Origin of the sequence: Sinomonas sp. G460-2 (assembly GCF_047759905.1) — a bacterium.
Classification (GTDB): Bacteria; Actinomycetota; Actinomycetes; order Actinomycetales; family Micrococcaceae; genus Sinomonas.
This window is the reverse complement of sequence record NZ_JBKZWT010000365.1, coordinates 1-3,368: the sequence shown is the minus strand read 5'-3', so window position 1 is coordinate 3,368 and position 3,368 is coordinate 1. Positions and strand designations below refer to the sequence as shown.

Sequence of the window (3,368 nt, the reverse complement as noted above, 5' to 3'; positions counted from 1 at the left end):
CATTCAGACTAGGCGAGACAACCACTCTGAAGGAGACCCTGTCAGTACCACCATCAATCGAGCATCCCCCATTTCGGTGATGGACGGTTCTCTTGATAGGAAACGCATTAGCGGAACCAATGCTGGCGGATACACACCTTACTAAAGCGCTTGCGTCCCGACGAGGGAGACCTCTTGGTACTGCCATCAATGGGGTCCCCTCGCTGGTCGAAGAACTGGTTGTCTGGGCGAACCAACGAGTCCCCGAGACCAGAGGAGATCCACGATGCGTGGTGTGGTGATGCACGCCCCCGGCGACGTCCGGGTGGAGGACGTTGAGCCCCAGATCCTTAAGCCGACCGACGCGGCAGAAGCTCGCCCTCGAGTACGGAGCCACGGACATCGTGGAGGAGCTCGGCGACGAAGGTGCCGCGAAGATCAAGCAGCTGACCGGCAGCCTCGGCGCCGACTCGGTGGTCGAGGCGGTTGGCTCTCATGAGGCAATGATGCAGGCCATCCGCGTCACCCGCCCTGGGGGCATGTCGGATATGTCGAGGTGCTGCACGGCGTCGAGCTTCCCGGACGGGAGCTCTTTTTCTCCCACATGCACCTGCACTGCGGCCCGGCCCCCATGCGTCGCTTCCTGCCGGAGCTCATTGAGCTCATCTGGAACCGTGAGATCAACCCCGGCAAGGTCGTCGACCTCGAACTGCCCATCGACGAGGCCGCCGAGGGCTACAAGGCCATGGACGAGCGTCGCGCGATCAAGGTCCTTCTGCGCCCCTGAAGGTGCCCTCTGCTCTGTCTACTGGAGCCGGCCGCTTCCTGCGGACCCGGCTCCAGCGGCTTGCGCGGCGGTGGTGGCATGGACGGCCGAGAGAGGAACCTGCGAACATCAGTGTTTTAGCCGTCCACGATCCATTGAAGGCCGCGCCGCCGCCCTGATCCTGAAGGGGGCTCTACAGAGCGACGTTGACGACAACGACGTCCATTCTCAGGGCGAACACTCCACGGACGTCGTCTGCGACCTCCGCTCGCGGACGGTATTCCCAATTAGACCCAGGTGGGGAGGTGTTCGGGGACGTAGCGGGCGCCGTAGGCCCCATTCGGCACGATTTCGTGGATGCTCTCCAGTTCCGCACGGGTCAGCGTGACCTCGGCAGCACGGAGATTCTCCTCCAGTCGCGTTCGGCTTCTTGTTCCGGGGATCGGGACGATGTCCTGTCCTTGGGCGAGGAGCCATGCTAGGGCGAGCTGTGCAGGCGTGATCTGCTTTGCAACAGCGAGGTCGCCGAGCCGGTCGATCGCCTGCTTGTTCTTCGCGTAGTTTTCTCCTTGCCACCGGGGGTCGAATCGGCGCATGTCGGCCTCGTCGTACTCTGCGGATGGCTTGACTGCGGACGTCAGGAAGCCGCGGCCGAGCGGAGAGTATGCGACGAACCCGATGCCGAGTTCACGCACGACGGGCAGGACGTCGGTTTCGACTCCGCGCTCGAAGATCGAGTACTCCGTCTGGAGCACCGAGACGGGCTGGACCGCATGGGCGCGGCGGACCGTCTCCGGTCCTGCCTCGCTGAGTCCGAAGTAGCGGACCTTGCCCTCTTCGATGAGCTCCTTGACCGCCCCCGCGACGTCTTCGACGGGCACCTTGGGATCCGGGCGGTGCTGGTAGAAGACATCGATGACGTCGGTTTGCAGGTAGCGAAGGCTGTTCTCGGCGACTCTTCGGATATTCTCGGGGCTGCTGTCGTGCCCGTTGGAGTTGCCGTGCTCGTCGTACTTGAATCCGAATTTTGTGGCGATCTGGACCTCATCCCGAAACGGGTGAAGCGCCTCGCCGAGCAGCCTCTCGTTGGCGCCGGTGCCCATGTTGTAGAGCTCGGCGGTGTCGAACATCGTCACTCCGAGCTCATGCGCGCGGCGGATGACCGCGATGCTCTCCTCGAGGCTCCCGGCCGTCCCGTAGAAGGCGGTCATGCCCATCGTCCCGAGACCGAGCTCGGTAACCTTCAGGCCTTCCCGCCCGAGTGTGCGTTCCTTCAACATATGAGTTTCCTTCTGATTTGGGCTGCTGACATTCGGGCGAGGTCCGCGACAAGATCGGGACTGGATCCGGACTGCCTCGCGGTCGTTAGGAGAAGGTGCTGGCGTCGATGACGAAGCGGTAGCGCACATCGGAGGAGAGGACGCGCTTCCAGGCCTCGTTGATGTAGGAGGCCTCGATCAGCTCCGTTTCGGCGTTGATACCATGCTCGGCGCAGAAGTCGAGCATCTCCTGGGTCTCGCGGATGCCGCCGATGCCGGATCCGGCGAACGAGCGGCGGTCTTCCATGAGGCTGAAGACCTGTACAGGGAGGGGCTCGGCCGGGGCGCCGACGTTGACCATGGTCCCGTTGCGGCGTAGGAGCGACAGGTAGGCGCCGAGGTCGACTGGGGCTGAGACCGTGTTGACGATGAGGTCGAAGCTCCGCTTGAGCGCCTCGAGCGTCTCGGGGTCTTCGGTTGCGTAGTAGTGGTCTGCGCCGAGCCGCAGGCCGTCGTCCTTCTTCGCCAGCGTCCGGGAGAGCACTGTGACCTCGGCGCCCATGGCGTGGGCGAGCTTGACGGCCATGTGCCCCAGGCCGCCCATGCCGACCACGGCGACCTTCTTCCCAGGGCCCGCCTCCCAGTGCCGCAACGGCGAGTAGGTCGTGATCCCGGCGCACAGCAGCGGAGCGACGGCGGCGAAGTCAAGCGTCTCGGGGATCCGCAGGGCGAAGTCCTCGTCGACCACGATGTGCGTGGAGTAGCCGCCCTGAGTGATCCTTCCATCGGCGTCAATGACGTTGTAGGTGCCGGTGTTGCCGTTGAGGCAGTACTGCTCTTCCCCGGCGAGGCAGTTCTCGCATTCGCGGCAGGAGTCGACCATGCAGCCGACGCCGACGCGGTCGCCGACGGCGTGCCTGGTGACCTCGGCGCCGACCTCGGTGACGACGCCTGCGATCTCGTGCCCGACGACGAGCGGGTGCGTTACCGGTCCCCAGTCCTCGCGGACCGTGTGGATGTCGGAATGGCAAACGCCCGCGTACTTGATCTCGATCAGCACGTCCTTGGGCCCGACGTCACGCCGGGTGATGGTGACGGGTTCGAGTGGGGCGGACGCGGACGGCGCTGCGTAGCCGTTAACGTTGAGCAATAGTGCCTCCTTGGCGATCTGCGTGCTCGTGTTGGTCTTTTCGACGTAGAGGGCGTGCACTGGCCCCAGAGTTCTGCCCGGCGAAGGTCCCATGAGCAGGTCTCGGTAGGGGCTTGCATCAAGAAGACCATGCAACATCGACATGAGGGAGACCCGGCTGATGGTAGTACTCGCAGAGTCTCCTTCAGCGCGAGCGTCTCGTCTAGCGTGGTCA

At 64.1% G+C, this 3,368-nt stretch carries 2 protein-coding genes and 1 pseudogene; 1 reads left to right on the top strand and 2 read right to left on the bottom strand.

Annotated elements, in window-relative coordinates; genetic code table 11:
* Window positions 1-344: 344 nt before the first annotated feature.
* Window positions 345-766, top strand: a pseudogene (locus tag ACLN58_RS19850) (zinc-binding dehydrogenase); the annotation flags it as partial.
* A 266-nt stretch (window positions 767-1,032) separates the two neighbouring features.
* Here ACLN58_RS19850 and ACLN58_RS19845 read toward each other — a convergent pair.
* Window positions 1,033-2,025, bottom strand: coding sequence for an aldo/keto reductase (locus ACLN58_RS19845; RefSeq protein ID WP_415856957.1), 993 nt, complete (start codon window positions 2,023-2,025; stop codon window positions 1,033-1,035).
* An 85-nt stretch (window positions 2,026-2,110) separates the two neighbouring features.
* Window positions 2,111-3,154, bottom strand: a complete 1,044-nt coding sequence (locus ACLN58_RS19840) for an NAD(P)-dependent alcohol dehydrogenase (protein WP_415856958.1) — start codon at window positions 3,152-3,154, stop codon at window positions 2,111-2,113.
* Between the last annotated feature and the right edge of the window lie 214 nt (window positions 3,155-3,368).